This is a genomic window from Streptomyces sp. NBC_00258 (assembly GCF_036182465.1).
Lineage (GTDB): Bacteria > Actinomycetota > Actinomycetes > Streptomycetales > Streptomycetaceae > Streptomyces.
The window spans coordinates 1,512,485-1,536,458 of record NZ_CP108081.1 but is presented as its reverse complement, the minus strand read 5'-3'; the positions used below and the strand labels follow the sequence as shown (position 1 = coordinate 1,536,458).

The 23,974-nt window shown below is 68.8% G+C and carries 22 protein-coding genes; 11 read left to right on the top strand and 11 right to left on the bottom strand.

Translation table 11 applies throughout. The features are described from left to right. The first annotated feature begins 114 nt into the window (after window positions 1-114). The 6 genes from OG718_RS07225 (at window position 115) to OG718_RS07200 (ending at window position 6,454) form a co-directional block, all read left to right on the top strand. Window positions 115-1,359 (top strand): sugar ABC transporter substrate-binding protein, encoded by a 1,245-nt coding sequence (locus OG718_RS07225; RefSeq protein WP_143642658.1) that lies wholly within the window; start codon window positions 115-117, stop codon window positions 1,357-1,359. A gap of 19 nt (window positions 1,360-1,378) precedes the next feature. Then, window positions 1,379-2,362, top strand: a complete 984-nt coding sequence (locus tag OG718_RS07220) for a carbohydrate ABC transporter permease (protein WP_143642659.1) — start codon at window positions 1,379-1,381, stop codon at window positions 2,360-2,362. Between the two features lie 80 nt (window positions 2,363-2,442). Beyond that, the gene (locus OG718_RS07215; protein WP_373466344.1) at window positions 2,443-3,204 is read left to right on the top strand and encodes a carbohydrate ABC transporter permease; all 762 of its coding nucleotides are present in this window, start codon (window positions 2,443-2,445) and stop codon (window positions 3,202-3,204) included. 110 nt (window positions 3,205-3,314) lie between these two features. Further along, window positions 3,315-5,072 carry an amylo-alpha-1,6-glucosidase gene (locus tag OG718_RS07210; RefSeq protein WP_328843648.1) on the top strand — a complete coding sequence of 586 codons (1,758 nt, stop codon included), beginning with the start codon at window positions 3,315-3,317 and terminating at the stop codon, window positions 5,070-5,072. Window positions 5,073-5,140: 68 nt separating this feature from the next. Next, window positions 5,141-5,563 carry a hypothetical protein gene (locus tag OG718_RS07205; protein WP_328843647.1) on the top strand — a complete coding sequence of 141 codons (423 nt, stop codon included), beginning with the start codon at window positions 5,141-5,143 and terminating at the stop codon, window positions 5,561-5,563. Window positions 5,564-5,623: 60 nt separating this feature from the next. Then, window positions 5,624-6,454 (top strand): alpha/beta fold hydrolase, encoded by an 831-nt coding sequence (locus OG718_RS07200; RefSeq protein ID WP_328843646.1) that lies wholly within the window; start codon window positions 5,624-5,626, stop codon window positions 6,452-6,454. A 131-nt stretch (window positions 6,455-6,585) separates the two neighbouring features. Here the strand turns inward: OG718_RS07200 and OG718_RS07195 are convergent, their stop codons facing one another. The 6 genes from OG718_RS07195 to OG718_RS07170 form a co-directional block, all read right to left on the bottom strand. Then, on the bottom strand, window positions 6,586-9,561 hold the full coding sequence (locus tag OG718_RS07195; protein WP_328843645.1) for a glycoside hydrolase family 2 TIM barrel-domain containing protein: 2,976 nt from the start codon (window positions 9,559-9,561) through the stop codon (window positions 6,586-6,588). A gap of 51 nt (window positions 9,562-9,612) precedes the next feature. Then, entirely contained in the window at window positions 9,613-12,342 is a 2,730-nt protein-coding gene (locus OG718_RS07190; RefSeq protein ID WP_328843644.1) for an alpha-mannosidase, read from the bottom strand. 41 nt (window positions 12,343-12,383) lie between these two features. Continuing rightward, on the bottom strand, window positions 12,384-13,190 hold the full coding sequence (locus OG718_RS07185; RefSeq protein ID WP_328847705.1) for a carbohydrate ABC transporter permease: 807 nt from the start codon (window positions 13,188-13,190) through the stop codon (window positions 12,384-12,386). A gap of 47 nt (window positions 13,191-13,237) precedes the next feature. Further along, window positions 13,238-14,194 (bottom strand): carbohydrate ABC transporter permease, encoded by a 957-nt coding sequence (locus tag OG718_RS07180; protein WP_306935715.1) that lies wholly within the window; start codon window positions 14,192-14,194, stop codon window positions 13,238-13,240. Between the two features lie 7 nt (window positions 14,195-14,201). Beyond that, window positions 14,202-15,536 (bottom strand): ABC transporter substrate-binding protein, encoded by a 1,335-nt coding sequence (locus tag OG718_RS07175; protein WP_328843643.1) that lies wholly within the window; start codon window positions 15,534-15,536, stop codon window positions 14,202-14,204. Window positions 15,537-15,850: 314 nt separating this feature from the next. After that, window positions 15,851-16,855 carry a LacI family DNA-binding transcriptional regulator gene (locus OG718_RS07170; RefSeq protein WP_143642667.1) on the bottom strand — a complete coding sequence of 335 codons (1,005 nt, stop codon included), beginning with the start codon at window positions 16,853-16,855 and terminating at the stop codon, window positions 15,851-15,853. 189 nt (window positions 16,856-17,044) lie between these two features. Between OG718_RS07170 and OG718_RS07165 the strand changes: the two genes are divergently transcribed. Next, window positions 17,045-17,230, top strand: coding sequence for a hypothetical protein (locus OG718_RS07165; protein WP_055613218.1), 186 nt, complete (start codon window positions 17,045-17,047; stop codon window positions 17,228-17,230). Next, the gene (locus tag OG718_RS07160; protein WP_143642669.1) at window positions 17,227-17,538 is read left to right on the top strand and encodes a hypothetical protein; all 312 of its coding nucleotides are present in this window, start codon (window positions 17,227-17,229) and stop codon (window positions 17,536-17,538) included. The genes OG718_RS07165 and OG718_RS07160 overlap by 4 nt, the downstream gene beginning before the upstream one ends. A 114-nt stretch (window positions 17,539-17,652) precedes the next feature. Here the strand turns inward: OG718_RS07160 and OG718_RS07155 are convergent, their stop codons facing one another. Genes OG718_RS07155 through OG718_RS07145 form a run of 3 tightly spaced genes read right to left on the bottom strand, consistent with a single transcriptional unit; the run spans window position 17,653 to window position 19,446 of the window. Next, the gene (locus OG718_RS07155; RefSeq protein ID WP_328843642.1) at window positions 17,653-18,225 is read right to left on the bottom strand and encodes a hypothetical protein; all 573 of its coding nucleotides are present in this window, start codon (window positions 18,223-18,225) and stop codon (window positions 17,653-17,655) included. After that, on the bottom strand, window positions 18,215-18,790 hold the full coding sequence (locus OG718_RS07150) for an NADPH-dependent FMN reductase (protein ID WP_143642671.1): 576 nt from the start codon (window positions 18,788-18,790) through the stop codon (window positions 18,215-18,217). The genes OG718_RS07155 and OG718_RS07150 overlap by 11 nt, the downstream gene beginning before the upstream one ends. Continuing rightward, entirely contained in the window at window positions 18,787-19,446 is a 660-nt protein-coding gene (locus tag OG718_RS07145) for a dihydrofolate reductase family protein (protein ID WP_306935711.1), read from the bottom strand. The genes OG718_RS07150 and OG718_RS07145 overlap by 4 nt, the downstream gene beginning before the upstream one ends. 120 nt (window positions 19,447-19,566) lie before the next feature. On the opposite strand from OG718_RS07145, the gene OG718_RS07140 reads away from it, so the two are divergent. After that, window positions 19,567-20,427, top strand: coding sequence for a LysR family transcriptional regulator (locus OG718_RS07140; protein ID WP_328847704.1), 861 nt, complete (start codon window positions 19,567-19,569; stop codon window positions 20,425-20,427). A gap of 178 nt (window positions 20,428-20,605) precedes the next feature. Here the strand turns inward: OG718_RS07140 and OG718_RS07135 are convergent, their stop codons facing one another. Together OG718_RS07135 and OG718_RS07130 are read right to left on the bottom strand one after the other, a co-directional pair. Beyond that, entirely contained in the window at window positions 20,606-21,115 is a 510-nt protein-coding gene (locus OG718_RS07135; RefSeq protein ID WP_328843641.1) for a DinB family protein, read from the bottom strand. A gap of 42 nt (window positions 21,116-21,157) precedes the next feature. After that, on the bottom strand, window positions 21,158-21,838 hold the full coding sequence (locus OG718_RS07130; RefSeq protein WP_328843640.1) for an SAM-dependent methyltransferase: 681 nt from the start codon (window positions 21,836-21,838) through the stop codon (window positions 21,158-21,160). 132 nt (window positions 21,839-21,970) lie between these two features. Between OG718_RS07130 and OG718_RS07125 the strand changes: the two genes are divergently transcribed. Beyond that, window positions 21,971-22,558, top strand: coding sequence for a helix-turn-helix domain-containing protein (locus OG718_RS07125; protein ID WP_328843639.1), 588 nt, complete (start codon window positions 21,971-21,973; stop codon window positions 22,556-22,558). A gap of 241 nt (window positions 22,559-22,799) precedes the next feature. Then, window positions 22,800-23,912, top strand: coding sequence for an ABC transporter substrate-binding protein (locus tag OG718_RS07120; RefSeq protein ID WP_328843638.1), 1,113 nt, complete (start codon window positions 22,800-22,802; stop codon window positions 23,910-23,912). The last annotated feature ends 62 nt before the right edge of the window (window positions 23,913-23,974 follow it).

Genomic DNA, 23,974 nt, shown 5'->3' with positions numbered 1-23,974 from the left:
TAGAGCTCACCGCTCGATCTCGGCGAGCTCAGCAGCCCTCGACGACCCCTCCCAGGGCACGCACGTGTGCCGATCCCAGGGCACGCCTGTGCCAAAAACCATGAGGAACACGCCATGAACAGATCTGCCGGACGGCGTCTCACCGCCGCGGCCCTGACCGTCGTCGCTGTCACCGCCGGCGCCACCGCGTGCTCCTCGGGCGACGGCGGTGGCTCCTCGAAGGCCGCGGACAGCGGCACCTACACCGTCTGGGACCCGTACCCGCAGTTCGACAAGAGCTCGGCGTGGGCCAAGCTGCTCGACGACTGCGGCACCAAGGCCGGCGTGAAGGTCAAGCGGACGGCGTTCGACACCAGTGACCTGACCAACAAGGCCCTGCTGGCAGCGCAGCAGGACAACTCCGCGGACGTCCTCATCGTCGACAACCCGGTCGTGTCGACCCTCGCCGAGGCGGGGGTGCTCACCACGACCGACGACAACAAGCTGGACACCTCGGCCGTTGACCCCAACCTGCTCGCCGCGGGCCAGGCTGACGGGAAGACGTACGGCACCCCGATCGGCGCGAACACCCTGGCCCTCTACTACAACAAGGCGGTGCTGAAGAAGGCCGGAGTGGACATCGCCTCCGTCAAGGACTGGACGACGCTGACCGCGGCCCTGGAGAAGGTCGACAAGGCGGGGGACAAGGGCATCACCTTCTCCGCGATCGGGACCGAGGAGGGCAGCTTCCAGTTCCTGCCGTGGTTGTGGGGCTCAGGCGCACAACTGACCGAGCTGGACTCGACCGAGGCCGTCTCGGCGCTCTCTCTGTGGAACGACTGGCTGAAGAAGGGCTACGCCCCCAACTCGGTCATCAACAACACCCAGACAACCAGCTGGCAGGAGTTCGCGAGCGGCGACTACGCGTTCGCCGAGAACGGCACCTGGCAGCTCGCCAACGCCGAGAAGGCCGGCTTCGACTACGGGGTCATCCCCGTCCCCGGCGCCAAGGGCGGCAACGCCGCGGCCCCGACGGGCGGCGAGTTCGTGACCATCCCGGTGCAGGGCGAGACCGACCGCTACACCACCTCGCAGAAGCTCGTGTCCTGCCTGACCAGCGGCCAGAACCTCCTCGACACCGACACCACGCTGTCCTATGTCGCGCCCACCGGCGAGGTCCAGGACAAGCAGGTGGCGGCCGACGCCAAGCTGAAGCCCTGGGTCGACGCGGTCAGGGCGGCCAAGGGGCGCACCAGCGACGACCTCGGCACCAAGTACCCGAAGATCTCGGAGCAGATGTGGAAGGCCGTCCAGTCCGCCCTGAGCGGGTCGAAGTCGCCCAAGGACGCGCTGACGGCCGCTCAGTCCGCCGTCAAGTGACCGGAACACGGGCCCATCGATGAAGCACACGACACAGTTGCCGGACCGTCGGCCTGTGCGAGACCGGAACGGGGCGGCGACCGCCGCCCCGCCCCCGGCGCGCACCACGGCCCGGCGCCGACCCAGCTCCCAGCAATGGGCAGCCTGGGGATTCCTCGCCCCGGTCACCCTCTACCTCGCCCTCTTCTACGCCTATCCGCTCTACCGCAACATCGACCTGAGCCTGCGCAACTACACCGTCCGCTCCTTCGTCCAGGGCGACGCCCCGTTCACCGGTCTGCGGAACTACCTGACCGTCTTCGACGACCCGACCTTCGCTCCCGCACTCCTGCACACCGTGGTGTTCACCGTCGTATCACTGGTCTTCCAGTACGCCATCGGCCTGGCGCTCGCGGTGTTCTTCACCCAGCACTTCCGGCTCTCCGCGACCCTGCGCGCGCTGTTCCTGGTGCCCTGGCTGCTGCCCCTGATCGTGTCGGCCTCCACCTGGTCGTGGATGCTCAACAGCGACTCGGGCATCGTCAACGCCGCCCTGCACGCCGTCGGTGTCGGCCCGGTGAACTGGCTGACCTCCCCGGACTGGTCACTGACCTCGGTGATCATCGCGAACATCTGGATCGGAGTCCCGTTCAACCTGGTGGTCCTCTACAGCGGCCTGCAGTCCATCCCGGCCGGCCTGTACGAGGCGGCTGCCCTGGACGGCGCGAACGCCTGGCAGCGGTTCTGGCGCATCACCTTCCCGCTGCTGCGCCCGGTCTCCGCCATCACACTGCTGCTGGGCCTGGTCTACACACTCAAGGTCTTCGACATCATCTGGATCATGACCAAGGGCGGCCCGGCGGACTCGTCCACCACCTTCGCCACCTGGTCCTACCAACTCGGCTTCGGCAACCTGCTTCCCGCCTTCGGCCCAGGTGCCGCCGTCGGGAACCTGCTCGTCGTCGCCGCTCTGGTATTCGGCCTGGTCTACATGCGCGTCCAGCGAAAGCAGGGACTGTCATGACAGGGGTTGTCGTGACCCGACACAATCGACACAGCCGTACGTGGTGGAAGACAGCCATCGGCCTCCTACTGACCGCGATCATGCTCTTCCCGGTCTACTGGATGCTGAACGTCTCCTTCACCAGCGACCAGGACATGCGCAAGAGCCCGCCGGACCTGTTCCCCTCCCACGCCACCCTGGAGGGCTACCGGGCCGTCGTCGACCAGCAGTTGCCCTTCCTCGGCACCAGCCTCGTCATCGGTCTGGGCACCGTCCTTCTGACCGTGGCACTGGCTGCCCCCGCCGGCTACGCGCTGGCCAAGCTGCGCCCGCGCGGCGGAGGCCTGCTCAGCTTCGTCCTCCTGGCCGCCCAGATGATCCCCGGAATCATCATGGCGATGGGCTTCTACGCCATCTACCTCAGCCTCGGCCTCCTCCAGTCCGTACCAGGACTGATCGTCGCCGACTCCACGCTGGCCGTTCCCTTCGCCGTACTCATCTTCACCGCGTTCATGTCCGGCATTCCAGGTGAACTGCTCCAGGCCGCGAAGACGGACGGGGCCGGGGCGGTGCGGACCTTCTGGTCCATCGTCATGCCGATGAGCCGCAACGCCGTCGTCACGGTGTCACTGTTCGCGTTCCTGTGGTCCTGGTCCGACTTCATCTTCGCCAGCACCCTCGCGAGCGGCGGCGCTCACCAGCCGATCACCCTCGGCATCTACCAGTACATCGGCAACAACAACCAGGAGTGGAACGCCATCATGGCCACGGCCGTCGTGGCCTCACTGCCGGCCGCGATCGTCCTTGTCCTCGCCCAGCGTTACGTCGCCGCCGGTGTGACCGCCGGAGCCGTCAAGGACTGACACCGGGTGGCCGCCCCACCCGTCACATCATCCCGGACCGGTGCGCGACTGCCGTCACCCCGCCCCGGCAGCCGCTGACCACCTCTGCTCAAGAAACGAGTACCGCTCTCATGACCGCCGCCCCGTCCGGCCCGGCCTTCTCCGTCCACGACATACCGTTCAGCGCGCACGGATCCTGGTTCGGCATCTCTCCCGTGCTCGCGGAGAAGGTACGCGCCGAGGACCTCCACCTCGTCTCGCACCAGAACGGCATGCACGCAGTCCTGCGTTTCGTCCCTCTGGACGCGGCGACGGGTGACCGGGCGGAGACCGCCGTCGAGGCGACGCCGAGCCGGCTCGGCTGGACGGGCTCGGAGGGGCGCATCGACCTCGCATACGAGACGCCGGACACAGTCCGCCTGCGCGGCGAAGGGCTGGGCCTGCGTGTCACCGCGGCGGCGAAGGACCTGACCCCCTTCAGCGGGACCTACTTCTACCGGGACCCGGTGGACGGCGCGCATGTGTTCACTTCGTACGAGACCGGGCGTCGGTACCGGATCACCGTGCTGTCCGGCACGGTTGACGACGTGTCCGGCGCTCAGGCCCTGGGCGGCGGTGACCGCGGTCTCACGGTCACCGGCGGCGCCGCCGGATCGTGGGAGATCGCGGTCGAGGAACTCGACAGTGCGCGACGGCCCTACAGTTCGCCGTCGACGTTCGGCGAGGTCACGGAGGCCGCGCGGCGCTCGTTCGCCGAGTTCGCCGACACGGTCGCCCCGTGGCGCTCCTCCGGCACCCCGGCCGCCGAACTCGCCGCCTACGTGGTGTGGTCCGCGACCGTACAGCCGGCGGGCCTGGTCACCCGGCCCGCCGTGCTGATGTCCAAGCACTGGATGGACAAGGTCTGGAGCTGGGACCACTGCTTCAACGCCCTCGCCCTGGCCCCCGGATCTCCCGCCCTCGCCTGGGACCAGTTCTCACTGCCCTTCGACCACCAGGACGACAGCGGCGCACTGCCCGACTCCGTCACCCACTCCGAGGTCCTCTTCAACTTCGTCAAACCTCCCGTCCACGGATGGACCCTGGGCCACCTGCGCCGCCGGCTTCCCGAACCTCTCGGCCGGACCGAACTGGCCCACGCGTACGACAGACTGGCGCGCTGGACCGACTTCTGGCTCACCGCACGGCGCGCCCCCGGTGCCGCCCTGCCCCACTACCAGCACGGCAACGACAGCGGCTGGGACAACGCCACCACCTTCGATCCCGAACGCCTGATCGTCACCGCCGACCTGGCCGCCTTCCTCATCCTCCAACTGCGTGAACTGGCCGACCTGGCCGCCGAACTGGACCGGCCGGACGACGCCCACCGCTGGACGCGTACGGCTGACGCGACCCAGGCCGCGATGCTCGACCAGCTCTGGACCGGCGAGCGGTTCGTCGCCCGCGGCGTTCACAGCGGCGACACCTGGACCAGCTCCAGCCTGCTCGACCTGATGCCCATCGTGCTGGGCGAGCACCTGCCCGAAAGCGTCAGCAGCGTGCTGGCCACCCGTATCGGGGCCCACCTGACCCCGCACGGCCTGGCCACCGAACTGCCCGCCTCACCCCACTACCGTTCCGACGGCTACTGGCGCGGCCCGATCTGGGCCCCCGCGACCGTTCTCATCGAGGACGGCCTCCGTCGCGCCGGACACCAGGGCCTGGCGGACGAGATCAGCGCCCGATTCCGCGCCCTGTGCGAGACCTACGGCTTCGCGGAGAACTTCGACGCCCTGACCGGCACGGGTCTGCGCGACCGCGCCTACACCTGGACCGCCAGCAGCTACCTCCTCCTCGCCGAGGCTCACGAACTCCGGCGCGCCGAGACCGCTGAGACCGTCGGCGGCTGAAGGTGCCGCATACCTCTCCGTGGACGGCAGGGATCGAACGGAACGCGTACCCGCGGCGTCTGAGGTGCATGAAAGCATCGCGCCAAGCCGTCGTCGTGCTCCTGAGCGCCGGGCTGCTGCTCTCCGGCTGCTCGTCCTCGTCCGACGACCCGGAGGACGAGGGGTACACCGGCCCGACCCTGCCCGCCCGCACCATCGCAAAGAACAAGTGGCAGGAGGGGCCGGCCAAGCCCGAGCAGCACAAGCCGTATCCGTACGACATCAATACGCACTGCGGGATCAAGTGGCTGAAGTTCGGCGGCCGTTGGTGGGTCCTCGACTCCGTGTTCCCCGGACCCGAGCAGGTCAAGGGTGAGCCACCTCCGCAGTACACCGAGAGGCTCGCCGGCTACATGACCCTGATCGACCCGGAGACCGCCAACTTCGACGCCGCGGGGATGCCCACGATGCAATTCGTACCTACCGAGGACGAACCACCGGGCTGCGCCTAGGCAGCGTCATGACACGATGGGTATCTGACGGTCAATCAGATCACCGGGGCGGTGGCGATCATGGAGTGGGTGTCGGTCGGCGGAGTGCGGATCGCGTACGAACGTCGCGGGGCCGGGCGGCCGGTGGTCCTGGTGGGGGGTACCGGCATGCCACCGGTCGCCTGGGAGCTGTGCGGTCTGCGCGGCGAGTTGGTCGACGCGGGCTTCGAGGTGGTGACCTATGCCGCGCGTGGTGTGGCGCCCTCCGATGCAACACCCGCCCCGTACACGGTCGAGACCCTTGCCGCGGACCTGGCCGGTCTGCTGGACGCACTGCGACTGACCGATGTCACGGTCATCGGGTACTCGCTCGGCAGCTTCACCACCGAACTTCTGGTCCGCACCCGTCCGGATCTGGTACGCGCGGCGGTGCTCCTCGCCGGCGCCGGGCCGTTGACGGCAGTGCTGGACGCCGTCCTGCAGGCGGAGACCGAACTGGTCTCCGCCTCCGGGCACTTGCCTCCGGCGTTCGTGAAACTCCAGACCCTGCTGACCTCGCTGCCGCCGGAGGTACTGCGCGACGACGAGGAACAGGTGCGCACCTGGCTGGAGTTGCTCGACGCCCAGGAGTCGGTGTGGGCCTCCCGGGAGGGAGCGGCCGGGCAGTTGGCGGCCTCCGACCGGTGGATGCGGGACGAGCTCCGTATGTCCGCCCTCGCGGACATCCACCGGCCGGTGCTGGTCGTGGCGTTCGAGCACGACCAGTACTTCCCGCCGCGGTCCGGGAAAGCCGCGGCCGAGGTGCTTGCACGGGGGCAGTTCGTTGCGATTCCCGGGGCCGCTCACGCGGGTGTGCTGACCCATCCGAAGGAGACCACTGATGTGCTCCTCGGCTTCCTCGCCCGCACCTGAACACTGCGGGCCGGGAAACACCTCCTGACGCCAAAGCTGAGCGGCGCAGCGCCGGGAGTCCGCCGGTGCCCGCGGCGCGGGGTCTGCGGATTGCAGACCCCGCATCACGCCGCAGGCACCGGCGCGGATCCCTAACCCGCCGAGATACGCAGCCTGATCGTGCGGGACTCGGGACGAAGCGCGAAGTCGGGCCAGACGTCCGGTCCGCACGTCCGTGAGCCGAGCCCCTGCTGGGCCGCGTCGACGATCAGGTGGCTCGTCGTCGAGTCGCCGAGTTCGAAGGGGTGTGCGGCGCGGGCGATCTGCTGGGGGGTGTGCCGGCTGAGGGTGAAGCCTGGGCGGCGTCCCCGGGTGTCGGGAAGCGCCTCGATGCGCAGCACCTCGGTGGAGCCGCTCGTCAGTGCCAGTCGGCGCAGTCCGGAGCGGTGTCCGGTCTCCTGGGGGCGTGCGTAGTCGACCGAGAGGTCGTGGACCGTGGCGGAGAAGCGGCCGGTACGGCCCGCGCGGAGACTGTCGGGGTAGGTCTCCAGCGGACCCAGGCCGAACCACTGAGCCCCGTCGACGGGAGCCGCGCCGTCGGGCAGTTCGAAGCGGACCCCGATCCGGGGCCACACCGTCTGCCAGCCACGCGAGGGCTCGATCTCCACGCGCAGTTCCAGCTCGCCGTCTTCAAGAGACCAGACGGACTCCACCATCACGTACAGCGCGGAGTCCGCCGCGGAGACCTTGTCGAGGGTTCGCAGGGCGTCCGCGGTGTGCTCCACGGAGACGCGCCGGGTGGTCAGCCGGTCGAGCCCTTCACGACGCCACAGGTCGGCGCTGGACACCCCGGCGATGCTGCCGTCGCTCTCCTCGACCCCGTCGGACGGGCTTTCGTCGTTGTCGGTCGGCGCGCGGAACAGCTCCAGCCGTGCCCCGGTCACGGGGCGGCCGGCGAGGCGCAGGAGGGATCCGCCGGTGAACTCGGCGATTCCGAGCGACAGGGTTCCGTCGCCGGGTCGCCAATCGGACTGTGGCCGGACAGCGGGCACGGGACGACGTGTCGAGCAGTCCAGCTGGGTCGTCGCGATCACATGTCCTTCAGGTGCCCAAGGCGTCGGCGCCGCCAGCGTCGCGTCGATCGTGAGCCACGTCTCGGCGTCGGGAGCGACTGCTGTCCTGGGCAGTGACGCTCGCTGCGACTCGCCCGCGGCGACGACGGGGATCTCCAAGTCCCCCGAGGCGACGGGGATTCCGTCGTGCTCGACGCGCCAGCGGAAGCGCAGGTCGGACGTGTCGGCCGAATGCCGCAGGTTCGTGACCGCGACCTTCCCGTCGTCGAAGGCGAACTCGACCGGCTGCACGACCGCCTTGTACTCGTGGAGGCTGGGCGTGGGGACGTCGTTGCTCAACAGCATGCCGTCCATCACGAAGTTGCCGTCGTGCACGACCTCTCCGAAGTCGCCGCCGTAGGCGTAGTACGGCGTCCCGTCCGGGGCCTTGGCGAGGATGCCGTGATCACGCCACTCCCATACGAAGCCGCCGTGCAGCCGCGGATACTGGCGCACGAGTGCCTCGTACTGGTCGAACGCGCCCGGCCCGTTGCCCATCGCGTGCGCGTACTCGCACAGCAGGAACGGCTTGGTGCGCTGCCGGGCGCTCTGCGCGGGAGTGCAGTTGAGCAGTGCTGAGCGTGCGCCGTCGGTTCCGATCTGCTCGGTCTCCGGCACCGACGCGTACATGCGCGAGTAGATGTCGGTGTACTCGCCGGTGTAGTCGCCCTCGTAGTGCACGGGGCGTCCGCTGTCCCGGGCGTGGACCCACGCCGACATGGCGGCCAGGTTGCCGCCGGTCCCCGATTCGTTGCCGAGCGACCAGATCACGATGCTGGGATGGTTCTTGTCCCGCTCGACGGTGCGCCGGATGCGGTCCAGATACGCCTCGCGCCACGCCGGGTCGTCACTCGGATTGCCGACCCAGTCGATCTTGTCGAAGCCGTGCGTCTCCAGATCGCATTCGAGGACCACCCAGAAGCCGAGTTCGTCGGCCAGGTCGAGCAGCCGGGGATGCGGCGGGTAGTGGCTGGTGCGGATGGCGTTGATGTTGAACCGCTTCATACGGGCCAGGTCCTCGCGGGCGTGCTCCTCGTCGAAGACGCGGCCGCGCTCGGGATGCGTCTCGTGACGGTTCACCCCGTGGAAGACGACGCGGCTGCCGTTGACCAGGAACCGGTCGCCGCGGATCTCGACCGTACGGAAACCCACCCGCAGCGCGATGCTCTCCGCGGCCGTGGACACGGTGGCGTCGTACAGGCGGGGCCGCTCGGCCGACCAGGGCTCCACGCCGGTGACCTCGACGGGGGCCACGTCGGCAGGCGCGGCCCAGACGTGCTCGACACCGAGTTCGGGGATGCGCAGGGTGACCGGGAAGGCGGCCGCGTCGGCGGTGATCTCCGCCTCGACCCGTCCGCGTCCGTGGTCGAAGCCGGTCCGCAGCCACACGTCCTCGATGCCTCCGGCGGGCCGGGCGATCAGGGTGACATCGCGGAAGATGCCCGGCAGCCACCACTGGTCCTGGTCCTCGACGTAGCTGGCCGCCGACCACTGGTGGACCCGTACGGCGACGACGTTGTCGCCCGTGCGCACCGCGGAGGTCACGTCGAATTCGTGGGCGAGCCGGCTGCCGCTCGCGCTGCCCATCTCGACGCCGTTGACCCACACCCGGAACAGCGACTCGACACCGTCGAAGCGCAGCACCACGCGTTCGGCGTCCGACCAGTCCGCGGGGACGTCGAAGTGGCGGCGGTAGTCGCCGGTCGGGTTCTCGTCCGGGACGTGGGGCGGGTCGATCGGGAAGGGGAACTGGATGTTCGTGTAGATCGGCCGGCCGTAGGCTCCGTCACCCTCCAGCACCCAGTGGGAGGGCACGGGGATGCTGTCCCAGCCGTCGTCGACGAAGCCGTCGGCCGCGAAGTCCTCCGTGGCCGAAGCCGTGGGGGACAGCCGGAACCGCCAGGGCCCGTTCAGTGAACGCGAGGGTGCGTCGGAGTGCAGCCACGAGCGTGCCGGGCGCAGTGCGCCACGGCCCGGCGCGATGTCGGAAACATGGGGGGAGAGTTCGCTGGGCAAGGGGTCACAACTCTTTCTGTGTGTCACGTATGACGCTGATACGAGGGGGCTCTATCGGAGTACGACCGTGCGGATCTCCCATGGACCGAGGGCCAGTTCGAGTTCGTCCGCGGCCTGGGTGCGGGAGATCGGCCTGCCGAGCAGGTCCACGGTGGTGGCCTCGGAGAACGCGCCCGTCACGCGGACGGTGGACGCGTTGTCGTTCATCGCGGCCAGCCGCACCTCGGTGCCGGGCCCGAACTCGTCGTCGGTGACGCGGCGGATGCCGGACACGAGGACGTCCTGGCCGTCGACGCGCAACCCGGCCGTGTCGGGCGGCAGTTGGCACCCGGCGGGCGCTGTTCCGCGTGAGACGAGTACGTCGTTGCGGAACTCCTCGGCGAGAGCAACCGCGTTCGACCCGCGCCAGCCGGTCGCCGAGGGGACGACGGCGAAGCGGTTCTCGATGCGCATGCCGAGGTCCTGCGCACCCGGCACGGGGATCTCGCTCGCCGCCGGTTCGTCGCGGAGGGGGTGGATGTTGACGCTGATCGAGCCGATCGCGCGCAGCAGGGTGACGGCGAGTTCGGTGCCGTCGCCCACGAGTTCGTACTCGCTGGAGTGGTCGAGCAGGACGGTGGCGGCACCGGCCGACACGAACGTACTGGCCGGGAAGGTCGGCAGCGGGTATTCGCCCCAGCCGCCCTCGGCGGTCAGACCGCGCTCGGTGACGGCGAACTGCCCGGCGGACGAGGACGTGGCCACCGGCTCGGGCAGCGGCACGTGGAAGCGCAGCCGGTGGTCCGCGGACTGGTTGAGGAACGAGGTGGAGATCCGTACGAACGGTTCACCGGCACGGACTTCCACGAGTGTCTCCACCGGTGTCGGCAGGGTCCGTTCGGCGCGCAGGTCTCGGTCGGACGAGAGCGCGGCGGGCCACGCGTAGACGCGGGTGACGCGCAGCCGTGACCGCAGCGGGCCGTCCTCCAGAAGGTCGACGGTGATGTTCGTCGGGTCCGGGACGAGGACGTCGTGCGCCGGGGGAGCGTAGTTGTAGCTGTCGCCGCGGTCACCGCCGTCGACGAGGCGACCGACGCCGTTCAGTACGGTCCCGTCGGGGCCGGTGATGTCCAGCGTGCCGTCGGCGGCGACCGTGACCTCGACCAGGCCGTTGGAGAGTGTGCGGTCCGTCGCCGTCGCGGGCTCGTACGAGGCCGGCGCGGCGGCGGTGTCCTCGCGCGGCTCGACCCGGAAGGCGGACAGCCCCGAGGCGGGGACCTGCACGGGTACGAGTGCGGTGGCCCGGGCTTCCTCCACCGTCAGCACCCGCCACTCACCGGGATGCGCGGCGGCCGCGGCGGCGACGTCCCGGCGCAGGACCAGCAGGTCGAAGGGGCCGCTGGTGGGGACCTCGGCGAGGTGGAAGACGAGCTGGCCGGGGGTGAGTTCGTAGCGGTCGATGAGACGGCCGAACAGTTCACGGCGGTGGATTCGGCGCAGCACGCGTTCGAGTTGTGAGGCGTCCATGCGCTCGTCGCTGAGTACCGTCGGTGCTTCTGCGATCAGCTGCACGGGGTGCGCCGAGCCATCGGTGGCGATCGCGACCAGCCCCGTTCCCTCGGGCGGGGCGGCGACGTCCACCTCGACCAGTGCCGTACGTCCGAACGGCAGCGGGTTGGCGACCAGGTAGCCGTCGCTCGGCACCAGGGCGGCCGGTTCGGCGAGCGCCGTGTCCCGCACGGCGCGTGCGGTCTGCGCGGCCTCCGCGAGGCGCGCGGCGACCTGGTCGCAGGTCTCGTCGGTGCCGGAGCCGACGACCGAGTCGTGCGCGGTCGATTCGATGATCTTGTGCCAGGCGAGGGCGAGGAACGGTGAGTCGTCGCGCCGGGACCACAGCGCGTTCATGCGCTCGGCGTGGTCGACCGTGCGCTCGGCGACCGCCATCCGCTGCTTGAGCCCGAGCCGTACGGAGAGCACGCCCGGGAGGATGTTGCCACGCACATGGCTGCGCAGCTCCCCGGTGACGACGGCGGACACCTCGTCGCGCACATGCCTGCGCAGGTACTCGTCGAGTGTCGCGATGGTGATGGCCCGTCCTTCGCCGGATGCCTGCCGCAGCCAGGCCGCGAGGTGCGGGTCGGGCGCGTTGTGATCGGTGCCGGCCATCGCCAGTACCGGATCGCCGCCCCACCGCGCGGCCGTCATCTCCGCGTACTCGCCCAGCGCACGGGCGATTCTGTCGGGCACCAGCAGGACGTCGAGCCCGTTGTCGTAGCCGTCGAAGAGGAACTCGGTGCGCACCTCGGAGCCGTCGGGCGCGCGCCAGCGGAAGGCATGACCGTCGACGGAGCCCGGCACACCGCGCCACAGGGCCGCGTGCTCGATGCCTGCGCGCGCGAGGATCTGCGGCATCTGCGCGACGTGACCGAACATGTCCGGCAGATAGCCGATGGGCATCGCGCCGCCGAGGTCCGCCGCGGCCGCCCAGCCCATCTGCAGGTTGCGGACGATGGTCTCGCCGGAGCAGAGGAACTCGTCGAGCAGGATGAGCCACGGGCCGATGGCGAGCCGTCCCTCGGTGACCAGGGCCACGACCCGGTCGCGGTTCTCCGGCCGCATCTCCAGGTAGTCCTCGATCGCGGCCATCTGCCCGTCGACGGTGAACCGGAAGTCCGGGTTGGCCTCGGCCGTCTCCAGCACTGTGTCGAGGGCGGCGACCAGCCGGTGCCGGAACACCTGGAACGGCTCGTACCACTCCCGGTCCCAGTGGAAGTGGGGAACGAAAACTGCGGAGTCGGGCATGGCGGGGCGGACCTTCTGTACGGGGTGGAGGGCGGGAGCGGTCACTTGAGGGAGCCGGCGGCGAGTCCGGTGCGCCAGAACCGCTGGAGGACGATGAACAGGATGATCACCGGCACGATCGACACCAGCGAACCCATGATCACGGACTCCTGGAGGAGTGGGGTGCGGGCGGTCTGCCCGTTCCAGGTGAAGAGGCCGAGCGTGATCGGGAAGAGCTCCTCCTTCTGGAGCATCACCATCGGGAGGAAGAAGTTGTTCCAGATGCCGACGAACTGGAACAGGAAGATGGTCACGAGCGCCGGCGACATCAGCTTGAACGACACCGAGAAGAACGTGCGGAACTCGCCGGCGCCGTCGAGGCGCGCGGACTCGATGAGTTCCTGCGGCACGGCGGCGTTCGCGAAGATCCTCGCGAGATAGACACCGAACGGGCTGACGATGCTGGGCAGGAAGACCGCGAAGTAGGTGTTGACGAGTCCGGCCTCGGAGAACAGCAGGAACAGCGGCAGCGCCAGCGCGGTGCTGGGAACCAGCACACCGCCGAGAATCACCGAGAACAGGAACTCCCGGCCGCGAAAGCGGAACTTGGCGAGCGCGTAGCCGCACAGCGCCGAGATCAGAGTGCCCACGGCCGCGCCCAGCACCGCGTAGACGACCGTGTTGAGGATCCAGCGGGCGAAGATGCCGTCGTTGAAGGTGAACAGGGTGTGCAGGTTGTCGAACAGCTGGAAGTTCGAGAACGTCAGGCCGCTGGTGGAGGCGAGATCGCCCTGCGGTTTGGTCGCCGCGACGATCAGGAAGTACAGCGGCAGCATGAAGTAGATCGCCAGCACGAGCATCAGGGCCATGACGGCCGTACGACTCACGCGGCTTTCCTGCGAAGGGGGTCGATTGCTCACAGTCCCGCCCTCTTGGAGGTCAGTCGCATGAACCCGAAGCTCAAGACGAACGTGATGACGGCGATGACCACCGAAATGGCGGCGGCCTGCTGGTAGTTGTTTCCGACGGCCACGGTGTACGCCAGCATGTTCGGGGTGAACGTGCTGGAGATGTTCGAGGAGATCTGGCGCAGCACGGCCGGCTCGGAGTAGAGCTGGAGTGTGCCGATGATCGAGAACACCGTGGTCATGACGATGGACGGGGCGATGATCGGGACCTTGATGCGCCAGGCGATGGCCCAGTTGCCGGCCCCGTCGATCCTCGCGGCCTCGTAGAGTTCCTGCGGGATGGACTGCAGCGCCGAGAACATGATCAGCATGTTGTAGCCGGTCCACAGCCAGGTCGAGACGTTCGCCGCCGACCACAGCACGGCACCCGGGCCGAGGAAGTCCGGCTTCAGACCGATGCCGTTCAACAGGTCGACGACCGGGCTCAGTTGCGGCGAGTAGAGATACGACCACATGATCGCGGCGATGACGCCGGGTACCGCGTACGGCATGAACGCGGCGGTGCGGAAGAACCCCTTGAGCTTCAGCAGGTGGGTGTCGAGGAGCAGTGCCATGACCAGCGCGGTGAACAGCATCACGGGCACCTGCACGATGCCGAACAGGCCGATACGGCCGATGCTGGCCCAGAACTCGTCGTTCTGGAACACCTCGACGTACTGCTCGAAACCGCCGAACGTCGTGTACGAGGTGCCGTACTGCCCGCCGGAGCGGCGTACCACGCGGAAGCTCTGCCAGAGCGCGTAGCCGACGGGCACCAGGTAGAAGAGGACGAACGGCAGGAAGAAGGGCGTCAGGAACGCGACGATGGTGCCGGCCCGGGGGCCGCCGCCGTCCAGACGCGGACGGCGGCGGCCCCGGGGCGGTGGTGACACCGCGTCGGTGGGGCGGGTGGCGATGTCGGTCATTCCGTGGTCACTTGCCCGCCGTGGCCGGGATCGCCAGGTCGTCCATCGACTTCAGCGCGGAGGACTGGGCAGCCGCGAGCGCGTCGGTCAGCTTGCCGTCACCGGCCACCGCCTTGGCCATCGCGTCCTGCAGTGCCAGGTTCACCGTCTTCTGGGTGGGGCCCCAGCCGAAGTCGGTGTCGACCTTCTTGGACGACTCGGCGAAGACATCGAAGATCTTCTCGTTGTTGTAGTACGGCACACCCTTGGCCAGCGCCGGAAGCTTCAGCCCGTCGGTGGACGCCGGGTACAGGCCGCCCACCTCGTTCGCCAGCGCGAGCGCCTCGGGGTCGGTGTTGAGCCACGTGTTGAACTCGGCCGCCTCGTAGAGGTGCTTGCCGCCCTTCATGAACGCGACGGTCGAGCCGCCCCAGTCACCGGAGTTGCCGCCCGCACCCCAGGTCGGCATCGGGACGATCGACCACTTGCCGGCCTGGTCGGGCAGGTTGTCACGGATGCCCGTGTACCCCCAGGCCGCCCCGAGCTGGGTGGCCATCTGGTCGTTCTGGTAGGCGGCGAACATCTGCGTCGACCCGTTGGCGAGGTCGGTGCGCACCAGCTTGTCGTCGATCAGCTTCTGCCAGTACTCGGCGACCTGCCTGCTCTTGTCCGACTCGACGGTGACGTGCCACTTGTCGTCGGAGTAGCTGTACATGTTCGCGTTGTTCTGCCAGAGGAGCCCGTTGAACCATTCGGCGTTGTTCGGGTCGAAGAACGTCATGGTCAGCTTCGGGTCCGCCTTGTGCAGCTTCTCCGCGGCGGTGGTGTACTCGTCCCAGGTCGTCGGAATCGGGACGTCGTACTTCTTGAAGATGTCGGTGCGTACGTACATGGCCATCGGGCCCGTGTCCTGCGGAAGGGCGTACACCCCTTCGCCGCCGAAGCCGGCCTGCGACCAGGTCCACGGAACGAACTTCGACTCGGTGCCGGCGGCCGACTTGCAGGCCGAGGCGTCCACGAAGGCGTCCTGGGAGCGCAGGGTGGGCAGCTGGTCGTAGCCGACCTGGGCGAGGTCCGGGGCCTTACCGGCCTTCAGGGCGTTGCCGATCGCGCCGTACTGGTCGTTGGAGATGTTCTTCGACTCGACCTGGATGCCGGGATGGTCCTTGTTCCACAGGTCGACGACCTTGTCCATGCCGTTGACGGTGTTCCAGTACTGGAGGGTGACCTTGCCCTTCGCGGGCTCGCAGGACGCTGCGGACGACTCGCCCGACGAGTCGGACGACGAGCATCCGGCGAGTACGAGGACGCCGGCTGCCGCGGTGACGACGGCTAGGCGGATGCGCGTGACTGTGCTGCTCATATTTTCCGTTCCAGACAACGGCTAGCGACGGTGCTAGGCGGCTCGATGCTGATCCCTCGGGCGGAACGCCCTCTGGGTGGAAGGGACAGGACGCAACGGTGTCGGTTCAAGCGCCGAGCGCCGTGGCGAGGTGGGGGAAAACATTGGTTATGGATGCTTGTGAGTGGTCCCGTGAGCGGTCCCGTGAACGCTCACGGGAGCGCTCACGGGGACACTCAGAGGTACATCGCGAGGTGCAATGCGAAGTGCTCGGAAGTCTGCGCTTCGGCGCCGTTCAATGTCAAGACATTCGAGCCGGATGCGTTTCCGGCGGGTTACGCGGACCCGCTCAGCCGCAGCTCGGCATGCACGACCAGGTCCTCGACCGCGAGCGTGCGCGGGTCCGACAGCAGCCGTGCGACCTGCTCGATGGCGAGCGTGCCGAGGTGCCGCGTGTCGAGGGCGACGCTGGTGAGCGGGGGCTCCATGAGCGCCCCGAGCTGAAGACCGTCGAAGCCGATGACCGCCAGATCCTGCGGCACGCTCCTGCCCAGTCGGCGGGCTTCCCGCAGAGCGCCGATCGCGATGATGTCGTTGAACGTGAAGACGGCGGTGACATCGGGATGAGCCGTGAGCAACTCCCTGAGCGCGGCGCCGCCGCCGTCGGCCGTCTGATCCGCACCGACCACCATGCCGGCGTCGATCCCGTGCGCCGCCGCGGCCGCCGTGAACCACGTGTGCCGGATACTCGGCTCGGCCCGGGCCTGGTGGTCGACCATGCCGATCCGTGTGTGCCCCTTCGCGACCAGGTGCGCGATCGCAGCGTGGACCCCCTCCCGACCGTCGATCCGGATCGAACTGAAGCGCGTGGACGTGCCCTCACGGCCGATGAGCACCACCGGCATACCGCGGGTGAACGACTCGAGTTCGCCGTCGGAGCAGCTGAAGTAGCCGATGACCGCATCGACCTGCGAACTGATCACCTGGAGGGTGCCGAGCTCCTCTTCCGCCCGGTCGGCGGTGTCGTACACGACGACATGCCAGCCATGGGTCCGGGCGGCCTCCAGGGCGGAGGCCGCGACCTCGGTGAAGTACGGGTTGAGCAGATCGGGGATGACCAGCCCGATCGTCATGGTGTCCTGCCGCACCAGCCCGCGTGCGAACCGGCTCGGCCGGTAACCGAGTGCGCGAGCGGCGTCCAGCACGCGCTGTTTGGTGTCGCTGTCGATCTCGTCCTTGTCGTTGAGTGCCCGCGACACGGTCTGCCGGGACACCCCCGCGGACCTGGCGACGTCGTTGATCGTGACCTTCCGGGACTCCGCCCCCGATGACGACACCATCGCCCACCTCCTGCTTCTCGCGAACGCCGGTGCGCGCGCAAAGCCTGAGTATGCACGTACCGGCCGTCGGCGCGACGCCAGGCCTCGGACGAACCGGCCGACCCCGCTCAAGCCGTCGACCCGGGGTCGGGCCGCTGGAAATCGGGGAGGGGCTGTGGTGATGGCAGCCTTGGCACTAGATTTGGTGGCATGACTGCCATCACGGTTCGGATTCCGGATTCCATGGACAAGCCGTTGCGCGATGCCGCGGCCGGCGCCGCCTCGCTGAACGAGTACATCGTCAAGGCCGTACGCCGTCAGATGACCCTCGACGCCGCAGGTCGGCTGGCCTCCCTGGAGCGCCTCGACCTCGACGGCGAGGGCGACGCTCTGTGACGATCTGCAAGGGCGACGTGTGGGACGTCGACACGGGCAAGGGCAACCGGACCGTGCTGATCGCCAGCCTCGACGGGCTTGCCGACCGGTACGGGGCCGTGGTCGCCCTGGTGCTGCACGCCCCCGCGGCGCATCCCGACACGGCGATGAGTGTGCGCCTGGCGACTCCGGTCGACGCCTCGGTCGTGGCCGTCAACCTGCTCCAGCTCTCCGCGGTCCGCTTCGAGACGGGCACCCGCCTCGGCAACATCGGCCCCGCGCAGCAGGCCCTGGTCGACGACGCACTCCGGGCGGTGCTCGACCTGTAGAGCATCGCTTCGCGAAGCTCCGGCGCTCGCGCTCGGTCTGTCGGCCGGGGGAGACGGAACGCGGGGAGCGGCTGAGGTATTGGCTGAGGTATCGGCTTCAGCGGCAGGCCCTGCTCAGAGCGCGTCCTCAGGGCTGTCCCAGCCGGAGACGAACCATCGGGCTTCGCCGGTGCCGGGGTCGTACGACCGCCGTCCGATCGTGCCGATGTTGCCGCCGTAGACGTGGATCCCGACGGTGGGTTCGCTGCCGACGGCCGCGACGGCGTGGACGTCGTCGTCGGTGGTGCAGCAGACGGTCACCTGCCCCGGCGCCCACCGCGATTCACCGGCCGGCGTCAGCGGCGTGCTCGTGGTGGACGCCGTCGGCTTGAGATACCGGATCTCGTGTTCGACTCCCGCGTAGATGCCGGCGACGCCCCACGTCTCGTGCGAATGCACCTGGGTCCGTTGGCCCACGTCCCAGACCACGGACGCCATCGACCAGCTGTCGTCGGGAGCGATGTAGAGCGGATACGTCAGGTGACGCATGGCCGATGATCGTGTGACCTCCGGCGGAAGCCGGTAACCCCCGGCCAGGAGAGCCGACAGCCGCTCGGCGACCCGCGCCGTGATCTCGTGCTCGTCGTCGGTGCCGCTCACCACGAGCCCCACGTCGTCGATGAAGGTCTTCAGGCGATCAGGTTCCATGGTGCTCTCCTCTGCGCAGTACCTTCAGCGCGGTGCCCCAGGCGATGACCTGGTCCAACAGCGTGGTGAGGGCGTCCTCGTGGCGTCCCGCCGGACGGAAGACCGTGAAGTCCTCGAAATCGGTGAACAGCGACAGCTCCACCTGGGCGCTGACGTGGGCGACCTGGAGACAGCTCAGCACCAGCCGCAGATGTTCGATGGCGCGGGCGCCGCCGGCGCTTCCGTAGCCGACGAACCCGACCGCCTTGTTGGTCCACTCCGCGTAGAGAAAGTCGATCGCGTTCTTCAGCGGGCCGGGTGCCGAGTGGTTGTACTCGGGCGTCACGAACACGTAGCCGTCGAACGAGGCGATCTTCGCCGCCCATGTGTGGGTGTGCGGCCGGGTGTACTGGCCCGTGATCGCCGGCATCGGCTCGTCCAGGGGCGGCAGCGCGAAGTCGGTCAGGTCCACCACCTCGAACCTGGCGTCGCCGCGCCTGACCGCAAGGTCATGGACCCAGTCGGCGACCGCCTCGCCCTTGCGCCCGGGGCGGGTGCTGCCAATGACGATCGCTAAGTCGATCATGATGGATCGCCGGGCAGGATGCGGTACTTGAGGTGGGTGACGCCGGGCGCCTCGACGGCGCGGACCTGCTCGAGTCGCACATCCGCGTTCCCGAGGTTGTCGAGGAGGCGAGAGCCGCCACCGAGCAACACCGGAACGACGTGCAGTTCGAGCTCGTCCAGGAGTCCCGCTGCCAGGTACTGCTGAGCGACCTGGCCGCCACCCCACAGCATGACGTCCTTGCCGTCGGCTGCCTTCTTCGCCTGTTCGAGCGCGGACTCGATTCCGTCGGTGACGAAGTGGAACGTGGTCCCTCCCTCCATCTCCACGGGCTCGCGCGGGTGATGGGTCAGGACGAACACGGAGTAGTGGTAAGGCGGGTTGTCACCCCACCAGCCGGTCCACTGCTCGTCGCCCCAGGCACCGCCGCCGATGGGGCCGAACATGTTCCTGCCCATCACCGCGGCGCCGATGTCCGCGATCGCCTCCTCGAACACCGGTGTGCTCGCGTTCACCTCGCCCTCCTGCTCGCCGTGGGCCCGGCGAAAGGCGGACAGCGGAACCACCCAGTCGTGGAGCCGCTCGCCACCCTCGCCGAGCGGGTTCTCCTCGCTCTGGTTCGGGCCGGCGACGAAACCGTCCAGCGAGATCGAGATGTGACACCTGAGCTTGCTCATCGTGCCTCCTCAGTCGGCTCGGCGCCGCCGTCCGGCGCCCTCACCAACGAGCATGGACGGATACACAGATGACGTCTAATGCCAATCCTTCGAAGATCACATCGATATCCTTGATATGTGATGAACCTGGTCCATCTCAAAGTGTTGGCCGCGGTGGCGCGCCACGGGTCCGTGACCGAAGCAGCGAGGGAACTGCACTACTCGCAGCCGTCGGTGAGCCATCACCTGTCCCGCCTGGAAGCGGCCACCGGTGTCAAGCTCGTCCAGCGGGTGGGCCGCGGGATCCGACTGACCCCTGAGGGCGAGCTGCTGGCCAACCGGGCCAACGAGATCGTGGGACGGGTCGACGCGGCAACCAACGAACTGGCGGCGCAGGTCGGTCTCGCGGCTGGGCGGGTTCGCCTGGCCGCCAACGCGTCCGTACTGAGCACGATCGTGCCGAAGGCGGCCGCCACACTGACCGAGGCGCACCCCGGCCTCACGCTGAGCGTGATCGACCGTCATCCGGTCGAGGCGCTGCAGATGCTGAGACACGGCGAGATCGACGTCGCACTCGTCTTCCGGTACGCGCACGCTCCGCTGGAGGACGAAGGGTTCCGCATGGTCCACGTCGCCGACGACCCGATCTACCTGGTGAGCCGGAGCCCCCACGACAGCATCGCCAACCATCGCCATTCCGCCTGGATCGGCGGCTGCGAACGGTGCCAGGGGGAGCTGACCGCCGTCTGCCGGCACTATGGCTTCACCCCGCACATCGAGTCCGTCTGCGACGACATGGTCGTCGTGCAGGCCCTCGTCGCCGCCGGTATCGGCGTCACCACCCTGCCCGGACTCGCGCTCCGCGCCCACCGCCTACCCGACGTACACACCACCGAGGTACCCGAGTTCCCCCGCCGGATCTACACCGTCACCTACGGTGAGCCACCCGATCCGCCCGCCACCAGGGCGCTGATCGAGGCCATCCAGGAGGCCGCCCGGTAGGAAGCCGGTCCGTGGAGCGCCGGTAGCGCGGAGGTGACATCGGGCCGTTTCGACCGCCCCGTACCGCCCGGCAGCGGCGATCGTTGCCGGATTGCCTGCCACGCGGTGAATGCCGAGACCTGGCCGGCCGGTCCGATCGCGAGGTGGCCCAGTGCGTCGCGCGCCGGTGGCCGGCTGGTCAGCGGCCGGTGGATCCGTCTATCTGCTCGCGGAGGATGTCGGCGTGGCCGGCGTGCCGGCCGGTCTCTTCGATCATGTGCACCATGACCCATCGCATCGAGGGCGCCTGACCGCGGCGCGGGGGCTGTGGAGCGGGCAGAGCCAGATCCGGGCAGGCGTCGATGACCTGGTTCGCGCGCTCGACGGCCGTCCGGTAGTCGGCGAGTACACCGTCGGCAGTGTCCTCCGCGGACGGCCGGAAGGTCGTACGCCAATTGCCGGCATCCTCCCCGAGGAAGTAGAACCGTTCGACGAACGCCAGGTGCTTCAGCAGCCCGAGAAGGCTTGTACCCGAGGGCACTTGACCCGTTCGGACTTGCGGTTCCGGCACGCCCGCAACCTTGTCCGCGACCGAGTTCCGCAGGTAGTCGAGGAAGCCCCGCAGGGTTGCCTTCTCGTCGGCACCGGTCCGCGGAGGTCCGGTGTCCTTCGGCCGAGTCCGGGATCGCTGCCCACCGTTCTCTGGCATCGAGTCACTCCGTTCCGACGTGATGTCGTGTGGTTCGGGCGGTCATCGGGCGGTGCGCTGGACGAGCAGGACGTTGTCGATGACGGTGGCTGTCTCACCAGCGGGTCCGGTGGCCCGGCGGCGGGGCATGTCGGCACGCAGGACTGGCCACTGCGCGGGGTCGAGATCAAGTTCGGTGGCGATCTCGGTGGGTGTGGGGTAGTGGACGTCGGGGTCCTGATTCCATGACCAGGGCGCGGTGGAGCCGTGGTCGACGACGAGCAGGAGACCGCCGGGTCGCAGGGCCCGTGCGGCGGTGCGCAGAACTCGGCTGCGGAGCAACGGGAGCGGGGTCTGGAAGTACTGGGCGGAGACCAGATCGAACCGGCCGGCCGGGAAGCTGCGGGCCAGGTCGTGCTGTTCGGTGGCGACCCGGTCCGCGAGGCCGAGATCGCGGGCACGTTCCCGCACCCCTTCGACTGCGGTGGTGGAGATGTCCACGGCGGTGACGTGCCAGCCCCGCTGGGCGAGCCAGATGGCGTCGCCGCCCGCGCCACAGCCCAGATCCAGGGCCGCTCCGGGGTGCAGCGGCGCGGCGGCCTCGGCGAGCAGTGGGTTGACGCGTGCGCCCCAGGTGCGCTGGGTGCGGTAGTGCCGCTCCCAGAACAGCTTGGCGTCCTCGTCCGCCGTGCCAGGGTCGCCCGCAGTGTCGGCGGGAGGCTGTCGGCGTCGGGTGGAATCCATCTGAGCTGCCCTTCGTCGGCCGGTGTGCCGAGCGCGATCCGATACGCACTTTCGACGCCGGTCATGTACGGACAGCTTCGGTACCGCCGTTTCTCCCTTGCAAGAAAGATTGCGGATCCGCATCATCGGGTCATGGACAACATGGGCAACCCCGCAGGAGACGTTCTGGCCGGAGTCGGGCCGCGACTGCGTGCCCTGCGCCGGGCACGGAGCGCGACGCTGGCGGCGCTGGCAGACGAAACCGGCCTCACGGCGAGCACCCTGTCCCGCCTCGAGAACGGCAAGCTCCGCCCCACGTTGGAGCAGCTACTGCCCCTGGCCCGGGCGCATGGCGTCCCGCTCGATGACCTCGTCGCGGCGCCGCCCACCGGCGACCCTCGCATCCACCTGCGGCCAGTGCGGCGATCCGGGCTGGTGATGGTGCCACTGACCCGGCGGGCCGGCGGCATCCAGGCCTACAAGGTGATCCATCCGCCCGCCGGCCGAGCACCCACGATGAACCTGCAGACCCACGAGGGATGTGAGTGGTTCTACGTCCTCAACGGAGACGTCAGATTCGTGCTCGGCGAGCAGGAGTTCCGGCTCGGCGCCGGAGAGGCCGCCGAGTTCGACACCCGCACCCCGCACTGGATCGGCAGCGCCGACAGCCGGCCCGCGGAACTGCTCGCGCTATTCGGCCCGCAGGGAGAGCGCGCACACCTCGCACCGTCCAAGCACTGAGCCTCCGGCGGTCGTTACAGCTGGCGTGTGACGGGCGCTGCTACGTCGAGAGACGATGGAGCTGGAGGGTTGGCCCTGGATCGCAGGCTTGTGGGTGGGTAGGCTGCATGCCGGATGATCTTGACTTGCCGAGGTGACTGCCCTCGTCTCCCACATCGATGTCCTCTGGCGGCTGACAGGGACGTTCACTCCGCGATCCGGGTCAACCGCAAGCGCGTAGTCACACGGGAGGCGCCAACGCATGACCAGGCCACCATCGCCACCTGGATCGGAGCGGACCGACGGATCGTCCGTGCAGATCGGCGCTCTCGTTCCGCTGACCCGGCCCGGCTGGGTCGAGGCGGGCCAACACTTGCTCGCCGGGTTCGAGTTGGCCGTTCGTGAAGTCAATGACGCGGGCGGGATCGTCGGAAGACCACTCGAGCTGGTGGTCCGGGACACCGCGGCTGATCCGCAGAGGGCCGCGGCGGCCGTGGATGAACTGGCTCGCCTGGGCGTGGCAGCGGTAGCGGGGGAGTATCACAGCGTCGTCGCTCGGGCCGCTGCGGCGAGGGCCGACGCCCTCGGCCTGCCGTTCCTCTGCTCGTCAGCGGTTCTCGACGCGCTCACCGAACAGCCGACGCAATGGGTCGCGCGCCTTTCCCCGCCGCAGTCCCGCGGCTGGCAGGTCTACGCGGACTTCCTCCTCGGCGCGGGTCACAGCCGAATCGCCGTAGCAGCCCAGCCGAGTGTCTACTGGGCATCTGGGACTCGCATTCTGCGGGACTACCTCGCCCCACGCGGCGGTACCGTCATCGAACTCGACATGAGCGCGCTCGACCCCACGGACGTGTGCGACGAAGTCGCCGACAATCGCGCGACAGCTCTCCTTCTTCTGGTCGGCCACCCGGAGCCGGCGGTGCCGATCGTCAAGTCCGTCCGCGGCGACCGGCGCCTCACCGAGATCATGATTGGTGCTCCGGCCGGACAGCCGGAGTTCGCCGAATGGGCGACGTCGCTGGGCGACGACAGCGCCGGCATCCCGTTCCTGCGCTACCTGCCCGAGCGCCTCACCCCACTCGGTGTACGAGTCGAGACGGCTCTCCGTGAGGAACTGGCCGAAGCGCCCTCGTTCGTCGCCTTCGAGGGCTACGACACGGTTGCCGTCCTCGCCGATGTGCTGCGTTCTCACGGCACGGACCGGGCGCGCACCGCCGAATCCTGGCCGCGCGTCGCGGTCGAAGGCACCCGCGGGCAGATCCAGTTCTCCCGCACGCCGGGCATCAGCGTTTGGCAATGGACTTGGGCGCCGATCCAAGTCGTTGATCGAGATCCGGCGGAACCCAATCACTTCCGGATCCTTCACTCCGGCTGAGAGAGTCCGGAGCGCGCACTGCCCAGATCTGCCCGAACATGGGCTGATCCGCAGTGAACCAA

Bases quoted from the DNA above. Each gene is read 5' to 3' on its own strand.
- OG718_RS07225 (WP_143642658.1), top strand. From the start codon at position 115: ATGAACAGATCTGCCGGACGGCGTCTCACCGCCGCGGCCCTGACCGTC.
- OG718_RS07220 (WP_143642659.1), top strand. From the start codon at position 1,379: ATGAAGCACACGACACAGTTGCCGGACCGTCGGCCTGTGCGAGACCGG.
- OG718_RS07215 (WP_373466344.1), top strand. From the start codon at position 2,443: ATGCTCTTCCCGGTCTACTGGATGCTGAACGTCTCCTTCACCAGCGAC.
- OG718_RS07210 (WP_328843648.1), top strand. From the start codon at position 3,315: ATGACCGCCGCCCCGTCCGGCCCGGCCTTCTCCGTCCACGACATACCG.
- OG718_RS07205 (WP_328843647.1), top strand. From the start codon at position 5,141: ATGAAAGCATCGCGCCAAGCCGTCGTCGTGCTCCTGAGCGCCGGGCTG.
- OG718_RS07200 (WP_328843646.1), top strand. From the start codon at position 5,624: ATGGAGTGGGTGTCGGTCGGCGGAGTGCGGATCGCGTACGAACGTCGC.
- OG718_RS07190 (WP_328843644.1), bottom strand. From the start codon at position 12,342: ATGCCCGACTCCGCAGTTTTCGTTCCCCACTTCCACTGGGACCGGGAG.
- OG718_RS07185 (WP_328847705.1), bottom strand. From the start codon at position 13,190: ATGGCCCTGATGCTCGTGCTGGCGATCTACTTCATGCTGCCGCTGTAC.
- OG718_RS07180 (WP_306935715.1), bottom strand. From the start codon at position 14,194: ATGACCGACATCGCCACCCGCCCCACCGACGCGGTGTCACCACCGCCC.
- OG718_RS07175 (WP_328843643.1), bottom strand. From the start codon at position 15,536: ATGAGCAGCACAGTCACGCGCATCCGCCTAGCCGTCGTCACCGCGGCA.
- OG718_RS07170 (WP_143642667.1), bottom strand. From the start codon at position 16,855: ATGGTGTCGTCATCGGGGGCGGAGTCCCGGAAGGTCACGATCAACGAC.
- OG718_RS07165 (WP_055613218.1), top strand. From the start codon at position 17,045: ATGACTGCCATCACGGTTCGGATTCCGGATTCCATGGACAAGCCGTTG.
- OG718_RS07155 (WP_328843642.1), bottom strand. From the start codon at position 18,225: ATGGAACCTGATCGCCTGAAGACCTTCATCGACGACGTGGGGCTCGTG.
- OG718_RS07150 (WP_143642671.1), bottom strand. From the start codon at position 18,790: ATGATCGACTTAGCGATCGTCATTGGCAGCACCCGCCCCGGGCGCAAG.
- OG718_RS07145 (WP_306935711.1), bottom strand. From the start codon at position 19,446: ATGAGCAAGCTCAGGTGTCACATCTCGATCTCGCTGGACGGTTTCGTC.
- OG718_RS07140 (WP_328847704.1), top strand. From the start codon at position 19,567: ATGAACCTGGTCCATCTCAAAGTGTTGGCCGCGGTGGCGCGCCACGGG.
- OG718_RS07135 (WP_328843641.1), bottom strand. From the start codon at position 21,115: ATGCCAGAGAACGGTGGGCAGCGATCCCGGACTCGGCCGAAGGACACC.
- OG718_RS07130 (WP_328843640.1), bottom strand. From the start codon at position 21,838: ATGGATTCCACCCGACGCCGACAGCCTCCCGCCGACACTGCGGGCGAC.
- OG718_RS07125 (WP_328843639.1), top strand. From the start codon at position 21,971: ATGGACAACATGGGCAACCCCGCAGGAGACGTTCTGGCCGGAGTCGGG.
- OG718_RS07120 (WP_328843638.1), top strand. From the start codon at position 22,800: ATGACCAGGCCACCATCGCCACCTGGATCGGAGCGGACCGACGGATCG.